The sequence below is a fragment of the Pseudomonas sp. KH_046_2 genome, from assembly GCF_057838985.1.
This window is the reverse complement of the sequence record NZ_CM174480.1, coordinates 3,479,170-3,496,999: the sequence shown is the minus strand read 5'-3', so window position 1 is coordinate 3,496,999 and position 17,830 is coordinate 3,479,170. Positions and strand designations below refer to the sequence as shown.

Here is a 17,830-nt window from a genome sequence, read left to right as displayed (position 1 = left end):
ACAATGTCCGCGCTGCACGACGCCGAAACATTCGCCGGGCCGATATTGGCCAAGGCTCTCAAGGCCAGGTTCTCGGTCGACGTTGACGTCAACAAGACCTGGGTGTGCCTGCGGCGCCCCCTGGAGGTTGGCGCGTTCGATGTCGAACTCACGTCTTTCGAGGTGTTGAAGTTGTCCTTGCTCCAGGCGGCATTGCACAACTTCGAGGCGTCGGAGTGTGAAGAAGGGGCCTTCCACCGTGAGTCAGGGTTTGTGATCGAAACGCCGACCCCGGGTACATTCCAGAATGTTGCGCTGGGCATGACGGTCAGGCAGTTCCTGTCGCTGTGCCGAACGCTGGACATCGGAGCGCAGTATCAAACCTGTGTGAACGGATTTTTCCACCCAGCGGATGCGCGGGTCGAAACCAACTTGCGCGAACAATTCATCGACAGCCAGAAAACCGCAATGAGGGCGGCAGCCGACCTGGCGTTGTTGAAAAAGGACATCGAACCGCAAGACTACTCGATGATCCTTTCGGTCATTGGCGGGGAAGTCCATCCCCGGCTGGGCGACAGACAGGTCTGGTTCCGCGACCTCGCCTTGATGAAGCGCCGGATGACCGGCTGTGTGGTGTTCAGCATCAGCGAGCAGTATCGCTACACCAGCGATTTCATCGTCTACATTCCCCATGATCCCGAGCATCCGCTCAAGCGCTACACCTCGGCGCAGTTGCGTGACGAATTCAAGCGCCAGTTCACGGCCGGCAATACACGGTCTGCCAGCGATGGCAGGCCGACCGCACACCAGCGTTTTTTCAGTCAATTCGTGGCTTACGCCGACCGCCCTTACTACTTCAGCCAGTTCACCCGCAAGGCGGCGGACGCTCCGAGCGATCCGTTGCACTCCATCTGGGTCAAGGTCGCCCGATACATTCCGCCGATCTCCACGTTCGTCGGTATCAAAGAGCTGCCCCCTGAAACCCGGGGCAAGCGCGAACCGGTGGAAGATCCTTACCTGGACCCAATGGGTACGACACGTAAAGACGTAGCTGGAATCTGGTCCGCCAATACCGATCTGTGGGCTTATCTCTACGAGCAAAACCGCGCCAAGGTCATCGCCGATGCGCGCAGCCATGCCGTCCCGACCGCTGACGTCGATGCAAAGGTGCGGGCAGAAAAGCTCAATCACCTGCTGGAAATCGGCATGCTGGGCTTGAACATGGTGTCGATGTTCGTACCGGTGCTGGGCGAGATCATGCTGACGGTAATGGCCGGGCAATTGCTGTACGAATCGTTCGAAGGGGTTATCGAGTGGAGTGAGGGGGATCGCACTGCGGCCAAGGCGCACCTGATCGATGTCGCGGAAAACCTGGCGCTGATTGCGGTGATGGCGGGGGCCGGCAAGGTGCTCGGCAAGATAGCGCCGGTTGCGCCGGAGCCCGTGATCGAAGGGCTGGACGCCATCAAGCGCCCCGATGGCACGACACGGCTGTGGAAACCCGACCTGAAGGCCTATGAGTGCAACGTTGAGCTGGGCGATGACATCGCCCCCAATTCCCTGGGGCAGTTTCGTGCGAACCGCAAGACTTACATCCGCCAGGCGGGCAAGGTGTATGAGATCACCTTTGATTCGTCAGTGAAAAAGTGGTGCATCAAGCATCCGACCGATACCGGGGCCTGGCGGCCGATTCTCGAACACAACGGCCACGGTGCCTGGCGCCATGCGCTGGAGCGTCCTCTGGAGTGGGACCGACTGACCCTGTTGCGGCGCATGGGCCACGCGACCGAGGCTCTGACTGACGAACAACTGCTCACCATCGCCGATGCCAGCGGTACCAGTGACAGTGCTCTGCGCAAGATGCACCTCGATCATCTGCCTCCACCTCCAGGGCTGACTGAACTGTTGGCAACGTTCGAGGCTGGCCCGGAGAGTACCGAGGCGGGTAAGGGACCGGTGGCGATGCTGCGGCGTGCTTGCCCGGGGCTGAGTGAGCCCGCTGCCAACAGGGTGTTGCTGGATGCCAATACCGAGGAACTGGCCCGGTGGCAAACGACGCGGCGGATTCCCTTGAGCATGCTTGAAGAGGGCCGCTGGTATGCACGGCAAGGGCGCGTCAACCGTGCATTTGCCGGGTTGCATCTGGAGCGTTTGGCGTCGGCGGACAGCCGATGGCTCGCCCTGCATTCCCTGGAAAAGCTGCCGGGTTGGTCCGACAGCGTTCGCCTGGAAGTGCGCGACGGTCACGTCGAGGGGCCGCTGATCGATGGCATTGGCAGTCAGACTGCGGTCACGCGCAAATACGTGGTCAAGAAAGGGCCGGCTTACCAGGCGTTTGATGAGCGCGGCGAGGAGCTCAACGGCATTCCTCGAGATAGCGACAATTTTTACTCGTCGATCATGCATGCCTTGCCCGACGAGGCGCGCCAGTCGCTGGGCGTTCCCCATGTGGCTCAGGGCAGCCAGTTGCGCACGGCAATCATCGACCATGCCGTCACCCATCGTGGCGAGCTGGCACAAAGTCTGGAGGCAGGCAATGGCAAGCATGCGAAGTTCAAGCCTCCGGTTCGGGTCAGCGAACGGTTGGTGGGGTACTACGCCAGCGGACGCGGGCAAGGGATCAACCCTTCGCTGGCGACTCGGGTTCGGGATGTCTATCCGGCGCTGACCGAGCAGCAGGCCAACGGATTTGTCCTGGCGCAGTTGCGTGCGGGAAAAACCGACGCGCAGATTTACGGTTTGTTGCAGGCCCGTCTGCGCGAGTGGGAGACGCTTGAGGCGACGCTCGATCATTGGGTTGGCGAGCCATCGCCGAACTCTCCCCTGGAGCGCATGCTGGGCGGCAAGGCCTCGGTCGCGCAGAGCCTCAAGCAAAGCTGGCGCAACTCGCCGTTGGCCGCAGAGCAGGCGCGCTTCACATTGCTTGACCTGACCTGTGATGAAGCGCTGCCTGCGTTGTCGGCGGATTTCTCCCATGTGCGGGATCTGTACGTCCGGGGGCGGTGTATCACCGATGCCAATGCCGATGCGCTGTTGGCGAATTTCCCCAGGTTGAGAAAGCTGCGGATCAACGCTACGGGCAACCAGTTCAGCAATGTGCCCGAAGTCATCGGCACGATGCCGGAACTCACGGATCTGAGCTTCTATTCAGCCGCGCCCTACGCCGTCGACATGCCAACCAGGCTCAGCACGTTGACCAGGCTTGAGTACCTCAATGTCTATTGTTCGGGGTTCACGCCGATTGCGCTGGATGTCAGCCAGTTGCGCAATCTGCGCCGGCTGGAAGTGCTTGCACCTTCGTTGTTCGAATGGCCCGCCGGGGTTCTCGAACTGCCGCGCCTTGAGCAATTGAACCTCAAGGACACCGGGATCAGAACCTTGCCCGACGGCATTTTCAGCGGACATGAAAAGCTCTGGTCCGGACTGTCGCTGGACTGGTCGAATTTCCTTCGTGAGAATTTCAGGCCGGCGTATGAGTACGCCAAAAGGCAACCCCCACACCTTGTCGATCTCGAAGCAATGGTCAGGGATTACAGCAAGGGTGAGTTGAGACGCCTTGGCGAGGGCATCAACGAGAATCACGAGGCCTTGTTCAACCGGTTTGTCGATCAGTGGCAGGACGCCGAGGCGAGGTACGGGGCGATCGAAGCCTTGAGTGAGCAACACCATGCACTCAACCGCAACCTCAATGACTGGTCCTATCGTGTGTTTGCGAAGCCGACAGCGATCAACGAAATAACAGGTCGAACATTAGCGGCAAATTCCCTGAGAGCCTGCTGGCGCAACGGCGTATTCAAGCGCTACGGCGCTATGGTCAATGCCTCGGTGCTGGACTTGCCTAATCTGGGATTGAGTGATTTTCCCGAGCTGCCGGCCGGTGCTTTCCCGGAGGTGCAAACGCTGTATTTGAGAGGGAGTAAAGCGTCTGCAGCACAGATACGCGGTTTCATCAGTGGGTTTTCCGAGCTTCAAACACTCGACTTGCGCAGTTGCGGCCTGACCGAAATCCCCATCGGCCCCAACGATCTCGGAAAATTGACACAGCTGGACCTCTCCAGTAACGAGATTGTTGTCGATCCAGGAATCCAGCAAGGTCTCGATGGGTTGCAGACGCTCGAGTATCTGGACCTGAGCAGCAACCCCCTGAACACCCTGGACGTCAGCGCAATGACTCGCCTCAAGGCCTTGAATCTGCGCGCAACTGAGCTGCGGGAGTGGCCGGCAGGTGCGCAAGACCTGCCCGAATTGACCTGGCTGGATTTGCGCGACAGCAAGATTTCCGAGCTGCCGGTGGCAGTGCTGGAAAATGAGGTATTGATGAAAACAAGTCTCGGCGGTTCGCCCTTGACCCCTCAGGCTGGCGCAATGCTCAAGACCGCCTGTCAGCGTATAGAAGTTGCCAGGGTGCTGCCAGAGGGTGCCCTGGAGCGCTTCGCCATGGAGCCGATACCGCATGGTTTCCCGCCGTCCGAGAGTGGTCTTTCCATCGCGCAGAATTTGCTGGTGTTGCCTGAGGTTCCAGCGGGAGAAGGGGCCGAGGTATTCACACGACGTCTGCAACGTTTGAATCCGGCACTGGCGGATGATGAAGCCTTGCAAACGCTGGAACAGATGCGCGAGCGCGGGGCGAGCGAGGTGCAAATCAGCGAGCGCCTTGCCGGTTGGGAACAGACCTACGAAGCGCTTACCCGTCAGTTGAACGGCTGGATCTTTACACGGGGAGTCCGCGGTACAGGCTGGATGATGTCTTCAAGCATTCGCAGGCTGGGCGCCTTGCGCATCCTCGAATGCTGGCGCGAAGGCCTGACTGCTGTGGAAGGTGTTGCCAATGCCGTATTGGATCTGAGTGGCCTGCAACTGGGCGACCTCCCGGAGATGCCGGCAATGTTCGATCACGTCGGTACGTTGAAACTGACGGGTGTAAAACTGACCCGGACAGGTTCCGACGGGTTCCTCAACGCCTTTACCCGAGTGAAAACACTGGAACTCAATGGCAATGGGCTGGAGGCAGTGCCTGAGCCGGTCCAGTACATGGATATGCTTGAGCGACTGGAGCTGTCTTCGAACCGGCTGGACGACACCGAGTTGTTGTATGACTCGTTGAGCAATCTGGAGCGTCTACACTGGCTTGATCTGGGCTACAACGAGCTGGACTCCTTTGATCTCGGTGTTTTCGAGGCATTGGAGACGCTCGATCTGCGCAACAACAGTTTGACCCAATGGCCGCAGGGCGCGCTGGACGCCTACCACCTCAATACGCTGAACCTCAGTGGCAACGACATCACGTCGATTCCGGCACAGGCACTGGATGGCAGTCACGAAGTACTGTTGAGTGGTACGGACCTGAGCGATAACCACTATTTGTCGCTGGAGAGTCTTGAGCGATTGAGGGCTTACCGTGACGCAGGAGCACGCGACACCGTGCTGGGGCTCTCGCGTTCTGAGCTTGATGAATTGATCGATGATGCCCACGACGAAGGCAGCAGTGAAAGCGTTGAGTCAGATGAAGAACTTCCGGAAGTCGAGCCTGATTCCGAACAGGTAGCCCCTTGGTTGGCCAACGCGCCCCCGGAGGAACTGGCCGGTAAAAGCGAAATCTGGAATCAGCTGGCGGCCGAGCCGGACAATGCTGCGTTCTTTCATTTGCTCTCGCGATTGCAGGACACCCAGGAGTTTCGGGTGGCCAATGCCGACTTGACGCGACGGGTCTGGACAGTGATGGAAGCCGCGGCCAGCAACAGCGAACTTCGGGAAGTCCTGTTCGCCGGTTCGACTACCCATGGCACCTGTGTCGACGGTCGAATCCTCACGTTCAGCGGGCTGGAAAGCAAAGTGTTCACCCACAATGCCTTGCTCGACATTCCGCCTGGACGCCTGAGTGTGAAGGGCGAAGCATTGCTGAAACTGTCCAGGCAACTGTTTCGACTGGACAAAATCGATGATCTGGCGACCAAAGCCGCGGCTCGTACCGGCGAGGATGAGGCCGAGGTGCGCCTGGGCTATCGAATCGGCTTGACCGAGGGCTGGGATGACGGCCTGATCCTGCCGGGGCAGCCGAAACACATGACGTATGCCTCGGGTGTCACTCGGCAACAACTGGTGGACGCGCGCGTGGAGGTCATCAATGCGGAGCGCTCCGACGGTTTTTTCGAAGACTTGATCCAGCGCGATTATTGGGTGGATTACCTCAAGGAGAAATACCCTTGAGAGTTCAGGGCACTTGATGAGGCGGAGAGCCAGGCCGGGGAGGATGACGGTGCTGATAACGCCGATGACGCTGCCTTCTTGAACCAGCTGTTCGAACAGGCGGCGGCGCGCAACGCGAAGATGATCGAGTTGTCCCGCAAGGAGGTTGCGGGTGAAGAACCGCAACCAGGGACATCGGCCGGGAACAGCTGAATCAGCCGCCGGATAACTATTGTGGGAGCGAGCCTGCTCGCGAATGCGGAACAACATTCAACATTGATGTTGACTGATAGACCGTTTTCGCGAGCAAGCTCGCTCCCACAAGGGATCTTTACCGACCACGATGGCGTGGTTGGCAAGGCTGTTTAGTTGTCGTAACCCAGGTTCGGCGCCAGCCAGCGTTCGGTCACGCTCAATTCCTGACCTTTGCGCGAGGTGTAGCTCTGCACCTGGTCCTTGTCGATCTTGCCCACGGCAAAGTATTGCGCCTGCGGGTGAGCGAAGTACCAGCCGCTGACCGCTGCCGCCGGGAACATCGCGTAGTGCTCGGTGAGGAACACGCCGCTGCGGCCAGCGCGCATTTCCTGGGCTTCTGGATCGAGCAGGGCAAACAACTGGGCCTTCTCGGTGTGGTCCGGGCAGGCCGGGTAACCCGGTGCCGGACGGATGCCGGTGTATTGCTCCTTGATCAGCGCCTCGTTATCGAGCGCCTCATCCTTGGCGTAGCCCCAATGCTCTTTACGCACCTGCTGGTGCAGCCACTCGGCGCACGCCTCGGCCAGGCGGTCGGCCAGCGCCTTGACCATGATCGAGTTGTAATCGTCGCCAGCTTCCTGGTAAGCCTTGGCCACTTCTTCGGCGCCGATGCCGGCGGTGGTGATGAAACCACCCACGTAGTCAGTCACTTCACTGCCTTTGGGAGCGACGAAGTCGGCCAGGGAGAAGTTCGGCTTGCCATCGGTCTTGATGATCTGCTGGCGCAGGTGATGCAACTTGGCCATTGGCTTGCCGTCATCGCCATAGAGCTCGATGTCGTCGTCATGCACCTGGTTGGCGGGCCAGAAACCGAACACCGCACGGGCGCTGATCAGCTTCTCGTCGATCAGTTTGGTCAGCATTTCCCGAGCGTCTTTATAGAGCGAGGTGGCGGCTTCACCGACCACTTCGTCCTTGAGGATGCGCGGGAACTTGCCGGCCAGGTCCCAGGAGATGAAGAACGGCGTCCAGTCGATGTACTCGGCCAGGACGTTGAGGTCGATGTTGTCCAGCACCCGGGTGCCGGTGAAGGTCGGTCTGACCGGCGTGTAGCCCGCCCAGTCGAATTGCGGTTTCTTGGCGATGGCCGCGCCGTAGCTCAGGCGTTCGGTGCGGGCGCTGCGGTTGGCAGTGCGCTCGCGAACCTCGATGTAATCCTGGCGGGTTTTCTCGACGAAACCGGCCTTGAGTTCCTTGGACAGCAACTGCGTCGCCACGCCCACGGCGCGGGAGGCGTCAGTGACGTAGATCACCGCATCGTTGCTGTACTTGGGCTCGATCTTCACCGCCGTGTGCGCTTTGGAGGTAGTGGCGCCACCGATCATCAACGGCAGGTGGAAGTCCTGGCGCTGCATTTCGCGGGCAACGTGGACCATCTCATCCAGCGACGGAGTGATCAGGCCGGACAGGCCGATGATGTCGCACTTCTGTTCCTTGGCTACCTGCAGGATTTTTTCCGCCGGCACCATCACGCCGAGGTCGACGATGTCATAGCCGTTGCAGCCCAGCACCACGCCAACGATGTTCTTGCCGATGTCGTGCACGTCGCCTTTCACCGTGGCCATGAGGATCTTGCCCTTGGCTTGCGGCTTGTCGCCTTTTTCCAGTTCGATGAACGGGATCAGGTGGGCCACGGCCTGCTTCATCACGCGAGCGGATTTCACCACTTGCGGCAGGAACATTTTGCCGGCGCCGAACAGGTCGCCGACGATGTTCATGCCGGACATCAACGGGCCTTCGATCACTTCGATCGGACGGGCGAACGACTGGCGCGATTCTTCGGTGTCTTCGACGATGTGGGTGGTGATGCCCTTGACCAGTGCGTGCTCCAGACGCTTGTTGACGTCCCAGTTGCGCCACTCTTCGGTCTCGGCTTCCTTGACGCTGCCGTCGCCCTTGTACTTGTCGGCGATGGCGAGGAGGGCGTCGGTGCCATCCGGGGTGCGGTTGAGGATCACGTCTTCCACGGCGTCGCGCAGTTCTGCCGGGATCTGGTCGTAGATCTCCAGTTGACCGGCGTTGACGATGCCCATGGTCAGGCCGGAACGGATCGCGTACAGCAGGAACACCGAGTGGATCGCCTCGCGCACCGGGTTGTTGCCACGGAACGAGAACGACACGTTGGACACGCCGCCGGAGGTCAGCGCATACGGCAGCTCGTCACGGATGTAGGCACAGGCATTGATGAAATCGACGGCGTAGTTGTTGTGCTCTTCAATACCGGTGGCCACGGCGAAGATGTTCGGGTCGAAGATGATGTCTTCCGGCGGGAAGTCCACTTCGTTGACCAGGATGTCGTAGGAGCGTTTGCAGATTTCCTTCTTGCGCGCTTCGGTGTCGGCCTGGCCGGCTTCGTCGAAGGCCATCACCACCACCGCGGCGCCGTAGCGCTTGCACAGCTTGGCGTGATGGATGAACTGCTCGACGCCTTCTTTCATGCTGATCGAGTTGACGATGCCCTTGCCCTGGATGCACTTGAGGCCGGCTTCGATCACTTCCCACTTGGAGGAGTCGATCATGATCGGTACGCGGGAGATGTCCGGTTCGCCGGCGATCAGATTGAGGAAGGTCACCATGGCCTTCTTCGAATCGAGCATCCCTTCGTCCATGTTGATGTCGATCACCTGGGCGCCGGCTTCGACCTGCTGCAGGGCGACTTCCAGGGCTTCGGTGTAGTTGTCTTCGCGGATCAGGCGGGCGAACTTGGCGGAACCGGTGATGTTGGTCCGCTCGCCGACGTTGACGAACAGCGAGTTGCGATCGATGGTGAACGGCTCAAGGCCCGAGAGGCGGCAAGCCTTCGGGATGTCCGGAATCTCGCGCGGTGCATAACCGGCCACGGCCTTGGCGATGGCTTCGATGTGGCCCGGCGTGGTGCCGCAGCAGCCGCCGACGATGTTGAGGAAGCCGCTCTGGGCGAATTCTTCGATGACCTTGGCGGTTTCCGACGGCAATTCGTCGTACTCACCGAATTCGTTCGGCAGGCCGGCGTTCGGGTGCGCGGAAACGTGGGTGTTGGCCTTGTTCGACAGCTCTTCGAGGTACGGGCGCAATTCGCGGGCGCCGAGGGCGCAGTTCAGGCCGACGGAAATCGGCTTGGCGTGGGCCACGGAGTTCCAGAACGCTTCGGTGGTCTGGCCCGACAGGGTGCGGCCCGAGGCGTCGGTGATGGTGCCGGAGATCATGATCGGCAATTCAATGCCCAACTCCTCGAACACGCCTTGCACGGCGAAGATCGCAGCCTTGGCGTTCAGGGTGTCGAAAATGGTTTCGATCAGAATCAGGTCGGCGCCGCCTTCGATCAGGCCTTTGGTGGACTCGGTGTAGTTTTCCACCAGTTCATCGAAGGTCACGTTGCGGTAGCCGGGGTTGTTCACGTCCGGGGACAACGAGCAGGTGCGACTTGTAGGACCGAGCACGCCGGCGACAAAGCGCGGCTTGTCCGGGGTTTCCAGGGTCTTGGCGTCGGCCACCTTGCGCGCCAGGCGTGCGCCTTCTACGTTTAATTCATACGCCAGGCCTTGCATGCCGTAGTCAGCCAGGGAAATCTGGGTGGCGTTGAAGGTATTGGTTTCCAGAATGTCGGCACCGGCGTCCAGGTAGGCTTTTTCAATGCCGCCAATCACATCCGGGCGAGTCAGTACCAACAGGTCGTTGTTGCCTTTGACATCGCTTGGCCAGTCAGCGAAGCGTTTGCCACGGTAATCCTGCTCTTCGAGCTTGTAGCTCTGGATCATCGTGCCCATACCGCCATCGAGAATCAGGATGCGCTCTTTGAGGGCGTGCTTGAGAGCTTGAAGGCGAACGCTGCGATCGGACATTTGGACTACTCGGTAAGACCATGACGAAGGGCCGGGATGATAGCAAACCTGTGTGCTTTTGGAGCATGACTCGATTTTGCATGAATATCGTTCATGTTGGTAAGGATGACAGACCGGTAGAATCGCGGCGTTTTTTCAGGATTCAGGACCAGGGACATGTCGTATCGCTTCGTCATCGGCACATTGCTGCTGTTTTTAAGCTGGGGCGCCACCGCGCAAGGCCCGGCGATTCCAACTGCCAGTTCACCGTCTATTTCCTACAGCCGTGACATTCAGCCGATCTTCACTGAAAAGTGCGTGGCCTGCCACGCCTGCAACGACGCCGCCTGTCAGCTCAACCTGGGCAGCGGTGAGGGCGCGGCACGTGGCGCAACCAAAGTCCCGGTCTACGACGGTGACCGACGCCAGGCGGTTGCTCCAACCCGACTGTTCTATGACGCCTCCGGCAAACAGGCCTGGCAGCAAAAGGGCTTCTATTCGGTGCTCGATGCCCAGGGCAGCCAGGCTGCGCTGATGGCGCGGATGCTGGAGCTTGGCCACAAAACCCCGTTGCAACCCAACGCGAAGCTGCCGGAAGACATCGTCCTGGGCCTGAACCGGGAAAACATGTGTGCCATGCCCGCAGAGTTCGACGGCTACGCCGCCAAGTATCCGAAGGAGGGTATGCCGCTGGCAGTGACCGGCCTGACCGACCAGCAATACCAGACGCTGCAACGCTGGCTGGCGGCAGGCGCGCCGATCGATCAGCAGGCGCTGGCGCCCAGCGCCAGGGAAGCCTTGCAGGTGGTGCAATGGGAAAACCTGCTCAATTCGCCGGGCGCCCGGGAAAGCCTGGTGGGGCGCTGGCTGTACGAGCACTGGTTCCTCGCCCATCTCTACTTCAAGGACGGCGAGCCTGGGCATTTCTTTCAGTGGGTGCGTTCGCGCACCCCGACCGGCCAGCCGATTGACCTGATCAACACCCGTCGCCCGAACGATGATCCGGGTACGCAGTTTTATTACCGCTTGTGGCCGGTGCAGGGCGTGATCGTGCACAAGACCCACATCACCTATCCGCTGAGTCCGGCGAAGCTGGCGCGGGTCAAGAGCCTGTTCTACAGCGGCAACTGGCAGGTCGACGCATTGCCGGGCTATGGACCGCAGAGCCGGGCCAACCCGTTCGCCACCTTCGAAGCGATTCCGGCCCAGGCGCGCTATCAGTTCATGCTCGATAACGCCGAGTACTTCGTGCGCACCTTTATCCGTGGGCCGGTGTGTCGTGGTCAGATCGCCACGGACGTGATCCGCGATAATTTCTGGGCGCTGTTCCAGGCGCCCGAGCACGACCTGTATGTCACCGATCCGAACTATCGCGGGCAGGCCACGCCGTTGCTGGCCATGCCGGGGCAAAACGATGATGTCGGCAGCGTCCTCAGCCTGTGGCACGACTACCGCGACAAGCGCAACGAATACGAAGCCTTGCGCCGGGACAGTTACGCCGATGAGCCCGCGCCGAGCTGGTCGACCCTGTGGGCCGGCAACGACAACGCGTTGCTGAGTATCTTCCGCCATTTCGACAGCGCTTCGGTGACCAAAGGCCTGATCGGCGAGGTGCCGCAAACGATATGGCTGTTCGACTATCCGCTGCTGGAGCGCACCTACTATCAACTGGCGGTGAACTTCGATGTGTTCGGCAACCTGTCCCACCAGGCCCAGACGCGCTTGTATTTCGACTTGATCCGTAACGGCGCCGAGCAGAATTTCCTGCGCCTGATGCCCGCCGATTCCCGGGATGACTACCTGGACGACTGGTATCAGAACAGTGGCAAATTCAAGATGTGGCTGGACTACGAGACCATCGACGACGACAAGCCGACCGCGCTGAATCTGAACCGGGCTGATCCCAAGCGTGACTTTGCCAACCAGCTGCTGGCCCGATACGGCGACCTTAATGCCAGGCCCGACCCGATCAATCGCTGCGACGGCGCTTACTGTTCACGACCCAACATCGACCCGGACCTGCAAAGTGCCGAGCAGGCGTTGAGCCGTCTGACTTCGCGGCCGGCTGCCGGGCTGAAGGTCATCGATCAGTTGCCGGAAGCCACCCTGCTGCGGATCGAAACCAGCAGCGGCAAGCGTGAGGTCTACAGCCTGTTGCGTAACCGTGCCCACAGCAACGTGGCGTTTTTGCTCGGTGAATCACTGCGCTACCAACCGGGGCTCGACACCCTGACGGTTTTCCCGGGTGTGCTCAGCAGCTATCCGAACTTCATGTTCAACATCCCGGCCGGGCAAGTGCCGGCGTTTGTGGATGCAATGGAAAGCGCCAAGGACACCGACAGCTTCGAGAAAATCGTCGAACGTTGGGGAATACGCCGCAGTCATCCGCAATTCTGGTTCTATTTCCATGACCTGAGCCGCTACATCCACGAAAGCGATCCGGTGGAAGAGGGCGTGCTGGACATGAACCGCTACGAGAACCTCTGAAACACCACTGAACCCTTGTGGGAGCGAGCTTATGTGGCGAGGGGGCTTGTCGGAACGCCGCACCGCCCCGTTGGACTGCGCAGCAGTCCTTTTTTTGGGGCCGCTTTGCGACCCAACGGGGGCAAGCCCCCTCGCCACAAAGGCCTGCTCCCACAGGTTGATCGGTGTTTCTTTTCCCGACAAAAATACTAGGACTTTGTCCGGCGCGTTGATTGGCGTAAACTGCGCCCAAGCCTGCGAGGAGTTTCCATGACCGCTATTACCATCACTGACGCCGCCCACGATTACCTGGCTGATCTGCTCTCCAAGCAGAACACCCCGGGCATCGGCATCCGCGTCTTCATCACCCAGCCTGGCACCCAGTACGCCGAAACCTGCATTGCCTACTGCAAGCCGGGCGAAGAAAAACCCGAAGACACCGCGCTGGGGCTCAAAAGCTTCACCGCGTACATCGACCACTTCAGCGAAGCCTTCCTGGACGATGCCGTTGTCGACTACGCCACCGACCGCATGGGCGGCCAGCTGACCATCAAGGCGCCAAACGCCAAGGTACCGATGGTCAACGCCGACAGCCCGGTCAACGAGCGCATCAATTATTACCTGCAAACCGAGATCAACCCGGGGCTGGCCAGCCACGGCGGTCAGGTCAGCCTGATCGACGTGGTCGAAGACGGCATCGCTGTCCTGCAGTTCGGCGGTGGTTGCCAGGGCTGCGGCCAGGCCGACGTGACGCTGAAGGAAGGCATCGAGCGCACTCTGCTCGAGCGCATCCCTGAGCTCAAGGGCGTTCGCGACGTGACCGACCACACGCAGAAAGAAAACGCCTACTACTAAGGTGTTCGCTGCGAAACGAAAAAACGGCGCTGTGGCGAGGGAGCTTGCTCCCGCTTGATGGCATAGCCATCACAAAATCAGCCAATGCATTTTCCGTGATGAATGCGTTGGCTGATGTTGGGACCGCTTCGCGGTCCAGCGGGAGCAAGCTCCCTCGCCACAGGTGCTTCAGGGCCTGTAGAGATGCGCATGCCCCGCGCGATACAGCGATGACGAGCTGAAGTGATCACTGCCCAGCACGCGACCCACCAGAATCAACGCCGTACGGCGAAAGCCCTTGGCTTCTACCTTCCCGGCAATATCCTCAAGCGTGCCCACCACCCAATCCTGATCCGGCCAGCTCGCGCGGTGAACCACTGCAATAGGACAATCGGCGCCGTAATGGGGCAGCAGTTCCTCAACGATCTTCGCCAGGTGATTGACCCCTAAATGAATCGCCATGGTCGCGCCGTGTTGCGCCAGGCTGGAGAATTCCTCTCCGGGAGGCATGGCGGTCTTGTCGGCGTAGCGCGTCAGGATCACGCTCTGGGAAACGTCCGGTAGCGTCAGTTCCGCGCCCAAGAGCGCTGCGCAAGCGGCTGTGGCCGTCACGCCAGGTACGATTTCGAACGCAATGCCCAGCTCGCGCAGATAGCGAATCTGCTCGCCAATGGCGCCATACAGGCTCGGATCGCCAGAGTGCACCCGGGCCACATCCTGTCCTTTGGCGTGGGCGCTCTTGATCAGGTCGATGATCTGTTCCAGATGCAGTTCGGCGCTGTTGACCACCTGTTCGGCACAGTGACCTTCCAGCACGGCGGCAGGCACCAGGGAACCGGCATAAATGATCACCGGGCAGCTGCGAATCAGCCGCTGGCCCTTGACGGTAATCAGTTCGGGGTCGCCGGGACCTGCGCCAATGAAGTAGACGGTCATCGTCGGTTCCTGTGGGAAAAAAGGGGCTGAACAGGGCTTCAGATGAAGAATGTTCATGATCAATGGCGGGGATTATCGGTTTTTTACGCAGCGCCAGCCAATGCCAGGGTTGCCTGGGCGTATTTTTGTCGTGGAATCAGCAGTTTTGCCGGGGCCTGGGCCAGTTGCTCCGCCAGGGCCAGTGCGGCGCTTTCCGCCACGCCGTAGCAACCGGTGCGTTCAAAGGCTATTTGCGATTGATGACTGAGTTGCGGTTCATAAACGGCCAACTGTTCACTGCTGAAATACTGCAATTCCAGTCCAAGCTGCTGAGCCAGTTCGATCAGCGCAGGCTCGTCGCGCTTCGAATCGATGCTGGCCAGCGCCTTGATTTCATGACGAGCAATCTGGTGCGCCTCCAGCGCCTGATCGAGCAGCGCCAGCAACGTGCTGACAGGGCAGCCTCGCTGGCAGCCCAGACCGACCACCAGGGTCGGCGCTGTGCTGATATCCGTCATGCGTTGTATTGGCCATCGCTTTTGCGACGGAACAACCAGGCGCTGATCAGGCCCAGGGCCAGCCAGAACGCCACGTTGGTCAGTTGCGAAGCGATTTTGAACTGGGTTTCCAGTGCCTCTGGAGCGAGCATCGAATGCACTTCCGGTTGCGGTGCGCCAATCACATGGGGAACGGCGAGGATCGCCGCGCCGAGGATTTTCATCAGCCAGTGACGGCTGAACACGATCAGCGCGATACCGACGGCGGTGGAGGCGGCGGTACCGATCCACCACAGTTGCCGTTGTGCCAGGTCGGCGGCGGCAGTGCCTGGCAGTTCCGGAGGCAGGCCGAGGGTCGGCGCGAGCACGAAGGTCGCGTAACCGGCCAGGCCCCAGAGCAGGCCCTGGGAGGTTTTGGTTGGCGCACGCAAGGTGTACAGGCCGGCCAGCATCAGGGCGAAACCGACGGCCACCACCAGGTTGCCACCGGTGGTCGACAGCACGCGCTGCCAGCCGTCTTCCGGCTCCCAGGCTTGCGCATCGTGAGTGTGGGCAGCCGTCGCACCGTCGGCGTGCTCATGCATTTCAACAGCGGCCGGTTCGGATTTTTCGTAGGTCTCGGCCTGCAAAATCAGCGGAGCGACCCAGAAACTTTGCAGCAGGGTCAGCAACAGGGCGGCCAGCAGCCCGGTGAAACCTGCGGTTTGCGCAATACGCGTGATCATGTCGACAGCTCTCAATGGCACGGGAACGCGGAGCTGTGGCGGGTATCGTGGGCGGCGTTGTGCACCGCTTCGATATGCGAGAAACCGGCGAAATACACCAGGCACGCGCCCAAAATCGACGCGCAGACGGCGACGGTCAGACGTTGGGTCAGGGTTGAGGTGGTGCTCGCGGCTGTGTGTTCGGCGCTGCTGATGATCGACATGGCGTTTCCCTCTGGTCTGTCAGCGGGGAATAAGAGCGCACGCAAAAAACCGTACGACCAGGCGCGCAAGGTTTCAAACAGCGCCCGCCCACCGCGGGTTTGTTGGTTCAGTGACCGTACTGGTCACTTTGTGTTGCGGGCCGGTCTCCGGGCTCACGAGGGGCGAAGGCTTGCGCCTGGACCTGAAAGCATCACCTTCCCATGCCGCAGTGGCACAGTGGATCTGACGCTTCGCTCGCTTACCGTTGCGGGGGCAGCACCGGACTGACATGGCTTAAGAGTAAAGCACATGATTCACCGGTTTCCCGTTTCACCCTGTGAAGGGCACCCGTAACAAGGTGTGTAGGAGAGCATGGGCGGGGGTTGGGCGTCAATTGGCAAGGGTTCTCACTTGAGGCTTGCACAACACATTGTGGCGAGGGAGCTTGCTCCCGTTGGGTTGCGAAGCGACCCCCCTCACCTTTATCCAGGTAAAACCTGCACTCTGGATTTGCGACGGCTTCGCCGCCGAACGGGAGCAAGCTCCCTCGCCACAGAGGATCGCAATCAACCTGCGGACATTGACCCGCCCCAAGACCATGCGTAGCCTTGCGCTTTCGAGGTTCTTCGGCGTTTGTCGAAGCTAAGAAGGGAACGCGGTCGATGCCGCGGCTGCCCCCGCAACTGTGAACGGTGATGTTCGTTGCCACGCCACTGCAGGCTCAATCCATGAGGCCGGCGGGAAGGCGCAGCGAATGCCAGGCTCAAGGCCGGCACACCGTCAGCCAGGAGACCTGCCTCGTCACAGATTCTCACTTTCAACCGGGCGGGGTGATCCGGTGGCGAACTCTTCAGGCACGCGCGTCCGCGTTGCCGGTCGTCGTCCCGTATGCCCGCCACATTAGCCATAGGGCATCCGATGAAAACACTGGCCAAACTCCCCGTCACCATCGTCACCGGCTTTCTCGGCTCGGGTAAAACCACGCTGCTGCGGCACATGCTCGACAACGCCCAAGGTCGCCGCATCGCGGTGATTGTCAACGAGTTCGGCGAGTTGGGCATCGACGGCGAAATCCTCAAGCAGTGCTCCATCGGTTGCACCGAAGAAGAGGCCAACGGCCGTGTCTATGAGCTGGCCAACGGCTGCCTGTGCTGCACCGTCCAGGAAGAATTCTTCCCGGTGATGCGCGAACTGGTGGCCCGTCGCGGCGATCTTGACCATATCCTCATCGAAACGTCCGGCCTGGCCCTGCCCAAGCCGCTGGTCCAAGCCTTCCAGTGGCCGGAAATCCGCAGCGCTTGCACGGTGGACGCCGTGATCACCGTGGTCGACAGCCCTGCCGTGGCCGCCGGCACCTTCGCGGCCTTCCCGGATCAGGTCGACGCCCAGCGCAAGCTCGACCCGAACCTGGACCACGAATCGCCGCTGCACGAACTGTTCGCCGACCAACTGGCCAGCGCTGACCTGGTGATCCTCAACAAAGCCGACCTGATCAACCCGGCGGACCTGGCCCGCGTGCGCCTGGAAGTCGCCGAGGAATTGCCGCCAGCGGTGAAAATCATCGAAGCCAGCAGCGGTCGCCTGCCGCTGGACGTGCTGATCGGGCTGGGTGCCGGCTCCGAGGAACACATCGACAGCCGTCATAGCCACCACGATCATCATCACGATGGCGACGACGATCATGACGACCACGATCACGACGCCTTCGATTCGATCTCCATCGAACTGCCGCAGGCCGACGAAAGCCTGCTGATGGACGCGCTGACTCAACTGGTGGTCCAGCACGGCATCCTGCGCGTCAAAGGCTTCGCCGCCGTTCCAAACAAACCGATGCGCCTGCTGATCCAAGGCGTGGGCACGCGTTTCGACAAGCACTTCGACCGCCAGTGGGGCACCGAAGAAGCACGCGTAACCCGCCTGGTGCTGATCGGCCAGGAACTGGACGCCACTGTTCTCGAAGCGCAATTGCGCGCCGCGCTCAGCGTGTAAG

9 protein-coding genes and 2 riboswitches are annotated in these 17,830 nt (G+C 60.5%); of the genes, 4 read left to right on the top strand and 5 right to left on the bottom strand.

From position 1 onward, the window contains the following. The first annotated feature begins 3 nt into the window (after positions 1-3). Positions 4-6,186 carry an NEL-type E3 ubiquitin ligase domain-containing protein gene (locus tag AC3IX1_RS15710; protein WP_489384860.1) on the top strand — a complete coding sequence of 2,061 codons (6,183 nt, stop codon included), beginning with the start codon at positions 4-6 and terminating at the stop codon, positions 6,184-6,186. A gap of 344 nt (positions 6,187-6,530) precedes the next feature. On the opposite strand, the gene metH is transcribed toward AC3IX1_RS15710, so the two are convergent. Continuing rightward, positions 6,531-10,241 carry a methionine synthase gene (gene metH / locus AC3IX1_RS15705; protein ID WP_489384859.1) on the bottom strand — a complete coding sequence of 1,237 codons (3,711 nt, stop codon included), beginning with the start codon at positions 10,239-10,241 and terminating at the stop codon, positions 6,531-6,533. 156 nt (positions 10,242-10,397) lie between these two features. Between metH and AC3IX1_RS15700 the strand changes: the two genes are divergently transcribed. Continuing rightward, positions 10,398-12,707 (top strand): fatty acid cis/trans isomerase, encoded by a 2,310-nt coding sequence (locus AC3IX1_RS15700; protein WP_489384858.1) that lies wholly within the window; start codon positions 10,398-10,400, stop codon positions 12,705-12,707. A 249-nt stretch (positions 12,708-12,956) separates the two neighbouring features. Next, positions 12,957-13,541, top strand: a complete 585-nt coding sequence (gene nfuA, locus AC3IX1_RS15695) for a Fe-S biogenesis protein NfuA (RefSeq protein ID WP_007912592.1) — start codon at positions 12,957-12,959, stop codon at positions 13,539-13,541. Between the two features lie 168 nt (positions 13,542-13,709). Here the strand turns inward: nfuA and cobM are convergent, their stop codons facing one another. The 4 genes from cobM to AC3IX1_RS15675 form a co-directional block, all read right to left on the bottom strand. Next, entirely contained in the window at positions 13,710-14,456 is a 747-nt protein-coding gene (cobM, locus tag AC3IX1_RS15690) for a precorrin-4 C(11)-methyltransferase (RefSeq protein ID WP_489384857.1), read from the bottom strand. Between the two features lie 83 nt (positions 14,457-14,539). Next, positions 14,540-14,953, bottom strand: a complete 414-nt coding sequence (locus tag AC3IX1_RS15685; protein ID WP_489384856.1) for a cobalamin biosynthesis protein — start codon at positions 14,951-14,953, stop codon at positions 14,540-14,542. After that, entirely contained in the window at positions 14,950-15,657 is a 708-nt protein-coding gene (locus AC3IX1_RS15680; RefSeq protein ID WP_489384855.1) for a CbtA family protein, read from the bottom strand. Before AC3IX1_RS15680 ends, AC3IX1_RS15685 begins: the two co-directional genes overlap by 4 nt. An 11-nt stretch (positions 15,658-15,668) precedes the next feature. After that, positions 15,669-15,860: a CbtB domain-containing protein gene (locus AC3IX1_RS15675; RefSeq protein ID WP_223542775.1), complete on the bottom strand. Its 192-nt coding sequence runs from the start codon at positions 15,858-15,860 to the stop codon at positions 15,669-15,671. Positions 15,861-15,981: 121 nt separating this feature from the next. Then, a riboswitch (cobalamin riboswitch) is annotated at positions 15,982-16,207 on the bottom strand. A 235-nt stretch (positions 16,208-16,442) separates the two neighbouring features. Next, positions 16,443-16,655, top strand: a riboswitch (cobalamin riboswitch). 103 nt (positions 16,656-16,758) lie between these two features. On the opposite strand from AC3IX1_RS15675, the gene cobW reads away from it, so the two are divergent. After that, the gene (gene cobW, locus AC3IX1_RS15670) at positions 16,759-17,829 is read left to right on the top strand and encodes a cobalamin biosynthesis protein CobW (RefSeq protein WP_489384854.1); all 1,071 of its coding nucleotides are present in this window, start codon (positions 16,759-16,761) and stop codon (positions 17,827-17,829) included. Position 17,830 lies beyond the last annotated feature (1 nt).